Here is a 13580-nt window from a genome sequence, read left to right on the forward strand (position 1 = left end):
AGGGCTGGGCTGCCGTTGTCCGCAGCCCGGAATACGAAAAGCCCCGGCCTGGCCGGGGCTTTTCGAACGGAGGGCGAGGCTCAGCGCGAGGCCGGTTTGTCCCGCTCCAGCAGGTACTCCTTCGACGGCTCGTCCATCTTGTCGCCCAGCACGCGTCTTACGGCCACGAAGAACACCGGGATCAGCAGCAGGCCCAGGAAGGTGGCGAAGAACATGCCGCCGATGACGCCGGTGCCGATGGCATGGCGGGCATTGGCACCCGCGCCGGTCGAGATGGCCATCGGCAGCACGCCCATGATGAAGGCGAACGAGGTCATCAGGATGGGACGGAAGCGCAGGTGGGACGCCGAGATCACCGCGTCGCGCAACGTCTTGCCCTGCTTGCGCTCCATCACCGCGAACTCGACGATCAGGATGGCGTTTTTCGCCGCCAGGCCGATGATGGTGATCAGCCCGATCTTGAAGAACAGGTCGTTGGAAAGACCCCGCAGCATGGTGAAGGCCAGCGCGCCCAGCGCACCCAGCGGCACCACGAGCAGCACGGCCACCGGGATCGACCAGCTCTCGTACAGCGCGGCAAGGCAGAGGAAGACCACCACGATCGACAGCACCATCAGCAGCGTGGCGCTGTTGCCGGCCAGGATCTCCTGGTACGACATGCCGCTCCAGTCGTAGCCGAAGCCCTGTGGCAGCTGGTCGGTGACGATGTTCTCCATCGTCGTCATCGCCTGGCCGGACGAACTGCCCGGCGCCGCCGAGCCATTGATGTTCACCGCGGAGTAGCCGTTGTAGCGCGACAGCGACGGCGGCACCGAGGCCCACGACGACTGCACCACGTTCGACAACGGGATCATCGCCCGGCCCCCGTTGGCGTCGCTCTGCTGGCTGCTCGGCGAATAGATCCTCGCCAGCGACTCGGCGCCGGTGCGGTACGGCGCGTCGGCGCGCATGTTCACGCGCTTGATGCGGCCTTCATAGAAGAAGTCGTTTACGTACACCGGCGCCAGCATCAGCTGGATGCCGTTGTAGATGTCGCTCAACGACATGCCCATCGCCTGAGCCTGCACCCGATCCACGTGCAGCTGGAGTTGCGGTGCGTTCTCGAGGGTATTCGGTCGCACCGCCATCAGGCTCGAATCCTGCGCGGCCGCCCCCAACAGCTGGTTGCGCGCCGCCATCAGGGCTTCTTCGCCCAGGCCTGCGCGGTCCTGCAGCCACATGTCGAAGCCGCCGAACTGGCCCAGGCCCTGGATCGTCGGCAGGTTCACCACGAAGATCTGCGCGCCCTTGATGCCGTAGAAGCGCTGGTTGGCCTGCTGGATGAACTCCGGCACGGTCACGTCGCGCTCGTCCCAGGGCTTAAGGCGGATGAAGGCCATGCCGACGTTCTCGCCACGGCCGAGGAAGCTGAAGCCCGCCACTTCCATCACGCCGTCGAAGCCGTCCATCTGCTGCAGCGTGCCACGGACCTGGTTGAACACCTGCTTGGTCTTCTGCAACGTGTTGCCTGGCGGCAGCTGCACGATGGCCAGCGCATATCCCTGGTCTTCCTCAGGGACGAAGCTGCTGGGCAGTCGAGTGAAGAGGAAGCCAGCCAGCACCGTCAGCAGCGCGAACACGATCATCCAGCGCGGGGCGTGCTTGATCGCGGCGCCGATGTGGCCCACGTAGGTTTTCTCGAGCTTGCCGTAGTACTTCTCGAACGTCCGGAAGATGACGTTCTTCTTCTCGTGGCTGTCGTGCTCGTGCTGCTTCAGGAAGGTCGCGCACAGGGCCGGGGTGAAGCCCAGCGCCAGGAAGGCCGAAAACGCCATCGAGATGGCGATGGTCAGCGCGAACTGCTTGTATATCTCGCCCGAGGCGCCGCCCTGCAGCGCCGACGGGATGAACACCGCCGCCAGCACCACGGTGATCGCGATGACGGCGCCGGTGATCTGGCCCATCGCCTTGATGGTCGCTTCGCGCGGCGGCAGCTTTTCTTCCGCCATGATGCGCTCGACGTTCTCGATCACCACGATGGCGTCGTCGACCACGATGCCGATCGCCAGCACCAGTGCGAACATGGTCAGCTGGTTGATGGTGAAGCCGATCAGGCTCAGGCCCCAGAACGTGCCCAGCAGGGCGACCGGGATGACGAGGGTCGGGATGATGGTGGCGCGGAAGTTCTGCAGGAACACCAGCATCACCAGGAACACCAGGATCACCGCTTCGATCAGCGTCTTGACCACTTCCTCGATCGAGATCTTGACGAAGGTGGTGGTGTCGTACGGCGAGAACCACGTGACCCCGGGCGGGAAGCTCGGCGCCAGTTCATCCATCTTCGCGCGCACGGCGTCGGCGACGTTGAGGGCGTTGGCACCCGGCAGCAACTGGATGGCGAACGCGCCGACCGGCTTGCCGTTGAACTGGGTGTCGAATCCGAAGTTCTGCGCACCGAACTCCACGCGCGCGACATCCTTCAGGCGGACAGTGGAGCCATCGTTGTTCGCGCGCAGGATGATCTGCTCGAACTGCTCCGGCGAGGTGAAGCGGCCTTCCGCCGATACCGTTGCCGTGAACGCCTGGCCTTCCGGCGCGGGATCGGAGCCGACCGAGCCGGCGGCGAACTGCACGTTCTGCGCGCGCACGGCCGACAGGGCCTCGGTGGCCGACAGGTTGTAACCCTGCAGCTTGCCCGGGTCCAGCCACAGGTTCATGGCGTACTCGGAACCGAAGTGCTGCGTGCTGCCGACGCCGGGCACGCGGGCGATCTGGTCGAGCACGCGCGAGGCGACGATGTCGTTCAGGCGATTGCGGTCGATGCTCGCGTTGTCGGACTGCAGGCCCACCACCATCAGGAAGCCTGCGTTCGCCTTCGCCACGACGACGCCCTGTGCGGTGACCTCGCTGGGCAGGCGTGGGGTGGCCAGCGATACCTTGTTCTGTACCTGCACCTGCGCGATGTCGGCGTCGGTACCGGTCTGGAACGTCAGCGTGATCGAGGCCTGCCCGGCGGAACTGGAGCTGGAGCTGAAGTACAGCAGGTTGTCGATGCCGGTCAGCTGTTGCTCGATGACCTGTGTGACGGAGCGTTCGGTGGTCTCCGCGCTGGCACCGGGATAGCTCGCGCTGACCGTGACCTGCGGGGGCGCGATGGAGGGATAGGATTCGACGCCAAGGTTGAGGATCGCGATCACGCCGGCGAGCGAGATCAGGATCGACACGACCCAGGCGAAGATCGGGTGGTTGATGAAGAACTTGGGCATGGGGGAGGGTCCTTCTTACTCGGCCTTGCCTGGCGCGGGCGCGGGCTTGGCCTGGGCGGCCTTGGCGGCGGCCGCCTGTTCGGCGGTCACACCCTTGGCCGGCGCGCCTTCCTTGACCTTCTGCAGGCCCTCGACGATGACCTGGTCGCCGGCCACGAGGCCCTCGGTGACCAGCCAGTCGGCACCGATGGCCTGCTGCGCGTTGACGTTCTTGCGCGCCACGTTGCCGTCCTTGCCGATGACCATCGCATAGGCGCTGACGGTATCGCGCTGGATCGCGCCCTGCGGGATCAGGAAGGCGCCCTTCTGTTCGCCCAGCGTGGCGCGCAGGGTGACGAAGGTGCCCGGCAGGAGGGTGCGGTCCGCATTCGGCAGGGTGGCGCGCAACGAGACGCTGCCCGTGGCGGGATCGACGACGGTGTCGGAGAAGTCCAGCGTGCCAGTCTGGTCGAGCACCTGCCCGTTGGGCAGCACGATCTGCACCGTGCGCTGGCCTTCACCGGCCAGCTGCACCTTGCCTGCGCCCTGGGCCTGCTGGATGGCCTGCATCTCGCTGGCGCTCATCGAGAAGTTGGCGTACAGCGGATCGATCTGGTCGATCGTGGTCAGCAGCGTGGCATCGCCCTGGCCGACCAGCGCGCCCTCGGTGACCTGCTGTTTGCCGGCGCGGCCGGAGATCGGCGCGGTGACGCTGGCGTAGCCGAGGTTGATGCGGGCGGACTCGACGTTGGCGCGCGCTTGCTGCACGGCGGCGGCAGCGCTGCGTTCTGCGGCCTCGGCGTTGTCGAGGTCCGACTTCGACACGAATTTCTGCGGCGCCAGCTGGCGGGCGCGGTCCGCCGACACCTTGGCATTGGCATAGGACGCCTGTGCCGAGGCCAGGTTCGCCTGCGCGGCGCTCAGCGAGGCCTGCAACGGCGCGGGGTCGATCAGGAACAGCACCTGGCCTTCCTTCACGTCGCTGCCTTCCTGGTACACGCGCTTCTGCACGACGCCGGCCACGCGCGCACGCACGTCGGAGCTGCGGAAGGGCGACAGGCGGCCGACGAGGTCGCGCTGCAGCGGCACATCCTGCGGCTTGGCGCTCAGCACCACCACTTCGGGGGGCGGCATCTGCTGCGGTTCGGGCTTGCTGCAGGCGGCGAGGATCGCCAGCAGCGCGCTGGCGAGGACGAGGGAACGGACGGGGGACGTCATGGGGAAGCTCCGTTTCTTTTTCTTGCAGACGTGGGAAGGGAATGCGATGAGCGGATGCGCCGCCCGCGGGGCGCATCGGAAGGGACCGGGTCGGGGGTGTCGGATGAAGCCTGGAAGGCGCGCAGAAAGGCATCTACCGCGAACTCGGCCCAGCGGCGGCGCGCGCGATCGCCCGCGCGATGCCGCACGCCGAACCGCTGCCGTTCGAAGTCCATTCCCACGATCATGCTGAGCAGCAACTCCGCGGCGTAATGCGGATCGTCATGCCTCAACCTGCCTTGGTCCATGGCGTGCTGCAGCCAGGTGGCGAGGCGCTGGACCAGAGTATCGCAGGCCTGCCGGTAGAGATCGCGCGCTTCGTCGGGAAACTGGTGCGCTTCCGCCGCCAGCAGGCGACTGGTGGAGACGATGGCAGGATCGCAGAGATGCCGCAGGTGTTCCGTGGCGAAGTCGACCAGCGCGACGCGGGGATCCTCCACCACCGGCGACAGGCGCGCGGTCGCGACGTCCTGGTGCTCCGCGATCACGCTGCGCAGCAGCTCCTGCTTGCTGCCGAAATGCGCATACAGCGTCTGCTTGGAACAGCCGGCACGGGCGGCGACCGCGTCCATGCTGACGCGGAAGCCCTGTTCCGACATCAGTTCCCGCACGGCGCTATGGACGCGGGCACGACGTTGATCGGGCGCGGAAAGGTCGGGGGAGGGGCGCATACGGACTGGACTATACCGTCCAGTTCAGAATTTTGACAGGCTTGAAAACATGGCATTTCCGTGCACAAAGCGAAGGGTGTACTTCGTGAGGGATGCGTGACGGCGAGGCGCGTGCTTCCGTGCGCTGCCGAATGTTGGTCGCGTTCTCGGCAATCCGCCGAGGCGCTTGCCGACAAACGCCCGTTCCGCTCTCGCTAGACAATCCGGCATGCGATTGCAAGCCGCACCAATGACGCCTCGCAGCAAGTTTTGTCACGGCGTCGGGAGATACAATGACCATTCGACTACCACTTGTTGAGCCATTCTCTGCATGAACGCTGCGCGCAGCCCGAAAAAAGCCGCCAAACCGTCGTCCAAACCGGAAGCCAAGAAGGCCACCCACGCGGTGAGCCCGAAGGCCACGCCCACCAAGAAGGTGGCCGCCCGACCGGAGAAGGCGGCGAAGGCCGCGGAAAAGACTGGCACGGCGATGGCGAAGGCAGGCGAGGCGTTCTCGCTGGCGCCGATCCTCGACGCGATCCGCAAGCGCGTCTCCGGAGCCGCTGCGCAGGCCGAGGCGCGCACGTTCGCCGAAGCGTTCTACAAGCGCATGGAGGAAGACGAGTACCCGCACCACGGTGCGGACGGTTGGGCCGCGATCGCCGCCGATACCCTGGCGTTCGCGCGCACCCGCAAGCCAGGCACCGCCAACGTGCGCATCTTCAATGCCACGCAGAAGACGCACGGCTGGGAGTCGCCGCATACCGTGCTGCAGATCGTCAACGACGACATGCCGTTCCTGGTCGATTCGGTCAGCATGGCGCTGGCCGAGATGGGCGTGGGCGTGCACGTGCTCGGCCATCCGCTGGTGCGGCTGGCGCGCGACAAGGCCGGCAAGGTCACCGCCGTGGGCGAGGGCAAGCATGAGTCGCTGATGCTGCTGGAGATCGACCGCCTGCCGCCGGAGGAAATGGCGCAGGTCGAGAAGCGCATCCGCAGCGTGCTGGAGGAAGTGCGCGCCATCGTGCGCGACTGGTCCAGCATGCGCGAGAAGATGTTGGCCCTGGCCGACGACATGGCGACCCGCCGCATGCCGGTGGACGACGATGGCCGCCGCGAGGCGCAGGAGTTCCTGCGCTGGGCTGCCGCCGACCACTTCACGTTCTTCGGTTACCGCGAGTACCGCGTCGAGAAGCGTACCGGCATCCTCGCCGCCGTCGAGGACAGCGGGCTGGGCCTGCTGCGCGAGGGCGACACCACGCCGCCGCGCAACATCAAGACGCTCGCCGCGCACTACCTGCCGCAGGGCGGCTCGGTGGACGCGCTGATCCTCACCAAGACCAACCGCCGCTCCACCGTGCACCGCCCGGGCAACATGGATTACATCGGGGTGCTGGAGTTCGACGCGCAGGGCAATCCGATCGCCGAGCAGCGGTTCATCGGCCTGTACACGTCCAGCGCCTACAACCGCCGCCCATGGGAAATCCCGCTGGTGCGCGAGCGCCACGAATACGTCATGCAGAAGTCCGGACTGTCGCCGAGCGGCCACAGCGGCAAGGCACTGCGCCATATCCTGGAAACGCTGCCGCGCGAGGAGCTGTTCCAGTCCAGCGACGAGGAACTGTTCCGTACTTCGATGGGCATCCTGGGCCTGCAGGAGCGCGTGCGCAGCAAGCTGTTCCTGCGCCGCGACCGCTATGGCCGCTTCTATTCGGCCCTGGTCTACATCCCGCGCGAGCGCTTCAATACCGACGTGCGCCTGCGCATCGAATCGCTGCTCAAGGACGCCATGCGTGGCGAGTACGTGGACAGCAGCGTACTGCTCGGCGAGTCGCCGCTGGCGCAGCTGCACATCACCATCCGACCCAAGGCCGGCGAGCAGGTCGAGGTGGACACTTCCGCGCTGGAAGCGGATATCGCCCACCTGCTGCGCAACTGGCAGGACGACCTGCGCGAAACCCTGATCAGCCGCCATGGCGAATCCAAGGGTCTGCTGCTCGCAGGCGGCTACGGCCGTGCGCTGCCCGCGGGCTACATCGAAGTCGTGTCGCCGGAAGGCGCGGCGCGCGACGTCGAACATCTCGCTTCGCTGTCGGGCGCCGACGACCTGCGCCTGAGCCTGCACGAATCGCGCCGCAAGCGTCCCGGGCAAGGCCGCCTGCGCCTGAACCTGTACAGGCAGGAATCCGACATTCCTTTGTCCGACGCGCTGCCGCTGATGGAGAACATGGGCCTGCGCGTGATCTCGGAGCATCCGTTCCGGCTGGAGACCGCGCAGGGTGCGCGTTACATCCAGGAGTTCGAGGTCGAGCCGGTCGGTGGGGAGTTCGACATCGAACGCCTCGCGCCTGCGTTCGAGGAAGCCTTCGCCCGCGTGTGGCATGGCGATGCCGAGAACGACGGCTTCAACAAGCTGGTGCTGGGCGCCGGCCTGGCGTGGCGCCAGGTCGCGCTGCTCCGCGGCTACTGCAAGTACCTGCTGCAGACCGGCGTGCCGTTCTCGCAGAGTTACGTTGAAGAAACGCTCAACCGGTATCCCCTGCTGGCTCGCTTGCTGGTGGAGCTGTTCGAAGCGCGCTTCGATCCGTCGACCGGCAGCGAGAGCAAGGCGCAGGTCAAGGAAGGGCAGGAGCGGTTCGCTGCACAGCTGAAGGCGCTGGCCGGCGACGACGAGGCCGCGGCCAGGACGCTGGCGGCGCTGGTCGAGGCGCGTGGCGGCAAGCGCGAACAGCAGATCGAAGCCGCGCACCAGTCGCTGCTGAAGCTGATGGACCGCGTCTCCAGCCTGGACGACGACCGCATCCTGCGCGGCTTCATGGGGGCGATCGAAGCCACGTTGCGCACCAGCTTCTACCAGGTGGGCAAGGACGGGAAGCCGGCGCACACCATCAGTTTCAAGTTCGATTCGGCGAAGGTGCCCGATCTGCCGAAGCCGCGCCCGTACCGCGAGATCTTCGTGTACGGCCCGCGCGTGGAAGGCGTGCACCTGCGCTTCGGTCCGGTGGCGCGCGGCGGCCTGCGCTGGTCCGACCGCCGCGAGGATTTCCGCACCGAAGTGCTCGGCCTGGTGAAGGCGCAGATGGTGAAGAACACCGTCATCGTGCCGGTCGGCGCGAAGGGCGGGTTCTTCGTGAAGCGTTCGCCGGTGGGCGGGGACCGTGATGCGGTGCTGGCCGAGGGCATCGCCTGCTACAAGCTGTTCATCCAGGGACTGCTGGACATCACCGACAACATCGTCGGCAACAGGATCGTCCCACCGGTCGACGTGGTGCGCCATGACCAGGACGACCCGTACCTGGTCGTCGCGGCGGACAAGGGCACCGCGACCTTCTCCGACATCGCCAACGGCCTGGCCATCGCGCACGGCTTCTGGATGGGCGACGCGTTCGCCTCCGGTGGTTCGGTCGGCTACGACCACAAGGGCATGGGCATCACCGCGCGCGGCGCATGGGAGTCGGTGAAGCGCCATTTCCGCGCGATGAACCGCGACAGCCAGACCGAAGACGTCACCTGCGTGGGCATCGGCGACATGTCGGGCGACGTGTTCGGCAACGGCATGCTGCTGTCCGAGCACATCCGCCTGCTGGCGGCGTTCGACCACCGCCACATCTTCCTGGACCCGAATCCGGATGCGGCCAAGTCGTTCAAGGAACGCGACCGCATGTTCAAGGTGCCGCGTTCCAGCTGGGCGGACTACGACGCCAAGCTGATCTCCAAGGGCGGTGGCATCCATCCGCGTAGCGCGAAGTCCATCGAGATCACCCCGGAAGTGCGCGCCGCGCTCGGCATTGCCGACGGCGTGAAGTCGATGACGCCGAACGAACTGATGAGCGCGATCCTGAAATCGCCGGTCGACCTGCTGTGGAACGGCGGTATCGGTACCTACGTCAAGGCCGCGAGCGAAACCCATGCCGACGTCGGTGACCGCGCCAACAACGGCCTGCGCGTCGACGGTCGCGACCTGCGCTGCAAGGTGGTGGGCGAGGGCGGCAACTTGGGCCTGACCCAGTTGGGTCGCATCGAGGCGGCGCAGCACGGCGTGCTGTTGAATACCGACTTCATCGACAACTCTGCCGGCGTGGATACCTCCGACCACGAGGTGAACATCAAGATCCTGCTGAACGGCGTGGTGCAGGCGAAGAAACTGTCGATGGACGCCCGCAACAAGCTGCTGGCCGACATGACGGATGAGGTGGCCGACCTGGTGCTGTGGGACAACTACCGCCAGAACCAGGCCATCAGCCTGATGGAGCGCATGAGCGTATCGCGCCTGGGTTCCAAGCAGCACTTCATCCAGACGCTGGAGTCGCAGGGCCTGCTGGACCGCCAGATCGAGTTCCTGCCGTCCGATGCGGAGCTTGCCGAGCGCAAGGCGCGTGGGCAGGGCCTGACCCGTCCCGAGCTGTCAGTGCTGCTGTCGTACGCCAAGCTGGTGGCGTTCCAGCAGCTGCTGGAATCCGACATTCCCGAAGATCCCTACCTGTCCAAGGAGTTGCAGCGCTACTTCCCGCAGCCGCTTCAGAAGAAGTACGCGTCGGAGATGGAGAAGCACCGCCTGAAGCGCGAGATCATCGCCACGGCGGTCACCAATACCACCATCAACCGCATGGGCGCGACCTTCCTGCTGCGCATGCAGGAGGACACCGGCCGGTCGCCGGCGGAGGTCGCCAAGGCGTTCACCATCACCCGCGAGACGCTGGATGCGCGGGCGCTGTGGAACCAGATCGATGCGCTGGACGGCAAGGTGCCGGAGTCGGTGCAGATCGACGCGCTGCAGGTCATCTGGCAGGTGCAGCGCAATTTCACCCGCTGGCTGCTGACCCGGCAGGGTCCGATCCCGGCGATCTCCACCGCGGTCGAGCGCTACCACGACGGTTTCAACGAAATCCGCGCGGCGGATGGCGTGCTGCCGGATTCGCTGCGTCCGGCGTACAACGCCAGCCTGCAGGCGTGGAAGGACAAGGGCCTGCCGGCGGCACTGGCCGGCCAGATCGCGGCGTTGCCGTACCTGGAGCCCTCGTGCGACATCATCGAACTGGCACGTGCTCGCAAGTTGAAGCCGGTCGAGGTGTCGAAGGTCCACTACCGCTTGGGTGAAGCGCTGCACCTGCCGTGGCTGCAGGATCAGATCGAGGCCCTGAAGGTCGATGGCCGTTGGCACGCGGTTGCCCGTGGCGTGCTGCGCGATGAGCTCGCCGCCCATCAGCGCACCCTGACCAACCAGGTGCTCTCGCTGCCGGGCGGCAATGCCGACGCCAAGGTCAAGGCCTGGCTGGGTCGCGACGATGCCGCCCTGCGCTTCACGCTCAGCATGCTGAATGAGCTGGCGGCGCAGAAGACGCTGGACTATCCCACTGCATCGGTGGCGGTACAGCGACTGGGGCAGTTGGCGTCGCAGGCATGATGCCGGCACTGAAGGCTGGCTAGAATCGAGGCGGCCCCCCGGGGCCGCCTTTTTTCTTTCCAGGGAGAGCAGGGCATGCGCAGGATGGCAGCGTGGGCGTTGTTGGCATGGGCACTGACGGCGGACGCGACGGAGCCGCGCCGGCAGATCGGGCAGGTCGATGGCCAGCCGGTCTATGCCGACCAGATCGTGGGCGAGGGGCGGGCGCGCGCCGACAGTGCGCGCGAGGTATTCATGGTCCCGGTCCTGAGCCAATGGATGCGACGGCACGCGGACGCGGCGCGCCCGACAGCGGCCGAGAAGCAGCGTGCCGAGGCGGCGATCACCGCCTATGCCGCGTGCAGCAATAACGGTTATGCGCTGCCGGAGGAGCCTGCGCAGAAGGAGGCGGTGCTGACGATGCTGATCGGCAACGTGAAGCTGCAGAAGCGACTCCATGACACGTATGGCGGCGGCCGCCTGCTGTTCCAGCAGGCAGGCGTGGAAGCCTTCGACGCAACGCGCAGGATGCTGGAATCGCGCGAAGCCGCAGGCGGCTTCGCCATCACCGATCCCGATGTCAGGGCGTTGGCCTACGACTACTGGACCCGCGACCACGGCGCCTTCATCATCAGCGATCCCGGCAAGATCGCCGAGGCCCTCGACGTGACATCATTGATTGCGCGTTGTCCCGACTGATCCCGCGCCGACCCGGAGCCACGGATGTCCGATCCGCACATCGCCTTCCTCGCCAGTCCGACGCCCGAGGCGCAGCAAGCGCTGGCGGTCCTGCAGCGCGAGCATGGTAGCCATGCGCCGGACCAGGCCGACGTGCTGTGCGCCCTCGGCGGCGACGGCTTCATGCTGCAGACGCTGCACCGCCACGGTGCCCTGGGAAAGCCGGTATTCGGCATGAAGCTGGGCACGGTGGGCTTCCTGATGAACCACCATCGGCCCGATGGCCTGGTGGAGCGCATCGCCGCGGCGGAACCCGCCAAGCTGCGCCCGCTCGAGATGCAGGCCCTCACGGAATCCGGGGCGTCCACGGCCTCGCTCGCCTACAACGAAGTATCCCTGCTGCGGCAGACCCGGCAGGCCGCGCACATCCAGATCGACCTCAATGGCGAGACACGCCTGGACGAACTGATCTGCGATGGCGTGCTCACCGCAACGCCCGCCGGTTCCACCGCGTACAACTTCTCGGCCCACGGCCCCATCCTGCCCCTGGGTTCGCACACCATCGCACTGACCCCGATCGCGCCCTTCCGCCCGCGCCGCTGGCGCGGCGCCATCCTCAAAGCCGATACCGAAGTGCGTTTCCGCGTACTCGACCCGTACAAGCGCCCGGTCAGCGCGACCGCCGATTCGCACGAAATCCGCGACGTGGTGGAGGTGACCATCCGCGAGTCGCGCGACCGGACGGTCACGCTGCTGTTCGATCGCGAGCACAACCTGGAAGAACGCATCCTCAGCGAACAGTTCATGACCTGAGTCGCAATGTCCCGGCGGACATCGCGGTTTCGCCGCATTGCGGCTTGCCGGGTCATGTCACGCATGTTATCCAGCGCCCCGTAGCGGTCCGGTTCGCATCCACCCGGGGAGGGGTCACGATGCAGATGAGGTACGCGGTCGGGGTGTTGCTGTTGCTTGCCATCGGCGAAGGAAACGCCTGCAATCTGTCCACCGGGACGACCGTGTTCGCCACGCACGGCGTCGCGACGGCAGCCGATGAAACGGGTCTGAAAGCGCCGGTCCTTGATCTGGTCAGCCTCACGCGCGGCGTCGATGGGCGGGCATCCTGCGACGCCAGCGGCCTGCTGACGCTGAGTGTCGAGTGGCCGCGCGGGACGGACTACAAGCTGCGTGACCTGGGGTTCGAGTTCCGCGTAGTGGGGGAAGACGCCCTTGCGATCTTTCCCCGCGAGCCGGTCGCCGGCCGGCTGGAAGGCAGGCGCAGCGAGTTCGTGTTCCTGTGGAAGGACGGACCGCCCGTGCAGCAGTCGCGCATCGACCTGATCGTCGAGGTACGTGCGGTCACCGCGGACAACCGGCGCGGCCCGCCGGCGCAACTGCGCATCGCGTCGGCTCCCGGGGGATGATCGGGCGGTCTCGCTTCGCGCGCCGTCGATCGCCGATACTGTGCGCATGCCCGACAACACCCCCCGCCTGCTGACCGTAGCCGTCACGTCGCGCGCTCTGTTCGATCTGGAAGAAAGCCACGCCCTCTACGAACGCGAGGGGGTGAAGGCGTACAGCGATTACCAGCGGCACCATGAGGACGACGTGCTGGCCCCCGGCATCGCGTATCCGGTGGTGCGCAAGCTGCTGGCCCTGAACGCCGGTGCGCCGCCCGACGCGCCACGCGTGGAGGTGATCCTGTTGTCGCGCAATTCCGCGGATACCGGCCTGCGGATCTTCAATTCCATCCAGCACTACGGGCTGGGTATCGTGCGTGCGACGTTCACCGCGGGGGAACCCACCTGGCCGTACGTCAAGCCGTTCGGGACCGACCTGTTCCTGTCGGCGAATCCGGAATCGGTGCGGCGCTCGCTCGAACATGGCATCGCCGCGGCCACCATCCTGCCGGCCGGCGCGCCGCAGCAACGCCATGAGCACCAGCTGCGCATTGCCTTCGATGGCGACGCGGTGATCTTCGGCGACGAGAGCGAACGCATTTCACGCGAGCAGGGCGTGGAGGCCTTCGGCAGGCACGAACAGGCGCGCGCGCGCGAACCGTTGTCCGGTGGACCCTTCCGCAACTTCCTGGCGGCCCTGCACCAGTTGCAGCAGGTGTTCCCCGCCGACGAACGCTCGCCGATCCGTACCGCGCTGGTCACCGCGCGTTCGGCCCCCGCCCACGAGCGGGTGATCCGGACATTGAGGGAGTGGGGCGTGCGCCTGGACGAAGCGCTGTTCCTCGGCGGACGCCACAAAGGGCCGTTCCTGGAAGCCTTCGGTGCCGACATCTTCTTCGATGATTCGCAGCACAACATCGACAGCGCGCGCCTTCACGTGGCAGCCGGTCATGTACCCCACGGTGTCGCCAATCCGTAGCGCTGGCCCGTC

General features: G+C 66.8%; 7 protein-coding genes and 1 pseudogene. 5 read left to right on the forward strand and 3 right to left on the reverse strand.

The window, feature by feature from the left end:
* Positions 1–80: 80 nt before the first annotated feature.
* Genes ACSQ19_RS15710 through ACSQ19_RS15720 form a run of 3 tightly spaced genes read right to left on the reverse strand, consistent with a single transcriptional unit; the run spans position 81 to position 5152 of the window.
* Positions 81–3245 carry an efflux RND transporter permease subunit gene (locus ACSQ19_RS15710; protein ID WP_296279919.1) on the reverse strand — a complete coding sequence of 1055 codons (3165 nt, stop codon included), beginning with the start codon at positions 3243–3245 and terminating at the stop codon, positions 81–83.
* Positions 3246–3260: 15 nt separating this feature from the next.
* Entirely contained in the window at positions 3261–4442 is a 1182-nt protein-coding gene (locus tag ACSQ19_RS15715; protein WP_435998258.1) for an efflux RND transporter periplasmic adaptor subunit, read from the reverse strand.
* Positions 4439–5152, reverse strand: coding sequence for a TetR/AcrR family transcriptional regulator (locus tag ACSQ19_RS15720; protein WP_435998260.1), 714 nt, complete (start codon positions 5150–5152; stop codon positions 4439–4441). Before ACSQ19_RS15720 ends, ACSQ19_RS15715 begins: the two co-directional genes overlap by 4 nt.
* Before the next feature lie 511 nt (positions 5153–5663).
* On the opposite strand from ACSQ19_RS15720, the pseudogene ACSQ19_RS15725 reads away from it, so the two are divergent.
* From ACSQ19_RS15725 to ACSQ19_RS15745, 5 genes and pseudogenes are all read left to right on the forward strand, one after another.
* A pseudogene (locus ACSQ19_RS15725) lies at positions 5664–10535 on the forward strand (NAD-glutamate dehydrogenase); the annotation flags it as partial.
* A gap of 75 nt (positions 10536–10610) precedes the next feature.
* Positions 10611–11213, forward strand: coding sequence for a hypothetical protein (locus ACSQ19_RS15730; RefSeq protein ID WP_435998262.1), 603 nt, complete (start codon positions 10611–10613; stop codon positions 11211–11213).
* Between the two features lie 24 nt (positions 11214–11237).
* Positions 11238–12005 carry an NAD kinase gene (locus ACSQ19_RS15735; protein WP_299342427.1) on the forward strand — a complete coding sequence of 256 codons (768 nt, stop codon included), beginning with the start codon at positions 11238–11240 and terminating at the stop codon, positions 12003–12005.
* Between the two features lie 119 nt (positions 12006–12124).
* Positions 12125–12613 carry a hypothetical protein gene (locus ACSQ19_RS15740; protein WP_435998264.1) on the forward strand — a complete coding sequence of 163 codons (489 nt, stop codon included), beginning with the start codon at positions 12125–12127 and terminating at the stop codon, positions 12611–12613.
* A 46-nt stretch (positions 12614–12659) separates the two neighbouring features.
* Positions 12660–13568 (forward strand): 5'-nucleotidase, encoded by a 909-nt coding sequence (locus tag ACSQ19_RS15745; protein WP_296279931.1) that lies wholly within the window; start codon positions 12660–12662, stop codon positions 13566–13568.
* Positions 13569–13580: the final 12 nt, after the last annotated feature.

Origin of the sequence: Pseudoxanthomonas sp. LjRoot127 (genome assembly GCF_964253495.1) — a bacterium.
Taxonomy (GTDB): domain Bacteria; phylum Pseudomonadota; class Gammaproteobacteria; order Xanthomonadales; family Xanthomonadaceae; genus Pseudoxanthomonas_A.

Coding starts and splice junctions, on each gene's coding strand:
- ACSQ19_RS15735 (WP_299342427.1), top strand. CDS start 11,238: ATGTCCGATCCGCACATCGCCTTCCTCGCCAGTCCGACGCCCGAGGCG.
- ACSQ19_RS15720 (WP_435998260.1), bottom strand. CDS start 5,152: ATGCGCCCCTCCCCCGACCTTTCCGCGCCCGATCAACGTCGTGCCCGC.
- ACSQ19_RS15715 (WP_435998258.1), bottom strand. CDS start 4,442: ATGACGTCCCCCGTCCGTTCCCTCGTCCTCGCCAGCGCGCTGCTGGCG.
- ACSQ19_RS15710 (WP_296279919.1), bottom strand. CDS start 3,245: ATGCCCAAGTTCTTCATCAACCACCCGATCTTCGCCTGGGTCGTGTCG.
- ACSQ19_RS15740 (WP_435998264.1), top strand. CDS start 12,125: ATGCAGATGAGGTACGCGGTCGGGGTGTTGCTGTTGCTTGCCATCGGC.
- ACSQ19_RS15730 (WP_435998262.1), top strand. CDS start 10,611: ATGCGCAGGATGGCAGCGTGGGCGTTGTTGGCATGGGCACTGACGGCG.
- ACSQ19_RS15745 (WP_296279931.1), top strand. CDS start 12,660: ATGCCCGACAACACCCCCCGCCTGCTGACCGTAGCCGTCACGTCGCGC.